Origin of the sequence: Rhodococcus sp. ENV425, assembly GCF_002887785.1 — a bacterium.
GTDB classification, from domain to species: Bacteria; Actinomycetota; Actinomycetes; order Mycobacteriales; family Mycobacteriaceae; genus Rhodococcus; species Rhodococcus aetherivorans.
Map to the genome: position 1 here is coordinate 1 of NZ_PCZU01000299.1, position 238 is coordinate 238.

General features: G+C 66.8%; 1 protein-coding gene. It reads left to right on the forward strand.

Annotated elements, in window-relative coordinates:
- Positions 1–238, forward strand: a 238-nt coding sequence (locus CQZ88_RS32125) for a cytochrome b (RefSeq protein WP_258008855.1), incomplete at both ends; no start/stop codon positions are given.

Genomic DNA, 238 nt, shown 5'->3' on the forward strand with positions numbered 1-238 from the left:
CTTCGGCTACTCGCTGCCCGACGACCTGCTTTCCGGCACCGGCCTGCGCGCCGCGCTGTCCGGCATCACCATCAGCATCCCGGTGATCGGCACCTGGATGCACTGGCTGATCTTCGGCGGCGACTTCCCCGGCATGCTCATCATCCCGCGCCTGTACGTCGCGCACGTGCTGCTGATTCCGGGCATCATCCTCGCCCTGATCGCAGCCCACCTGGCCCTGGTCTGGTACCAGAAGCAC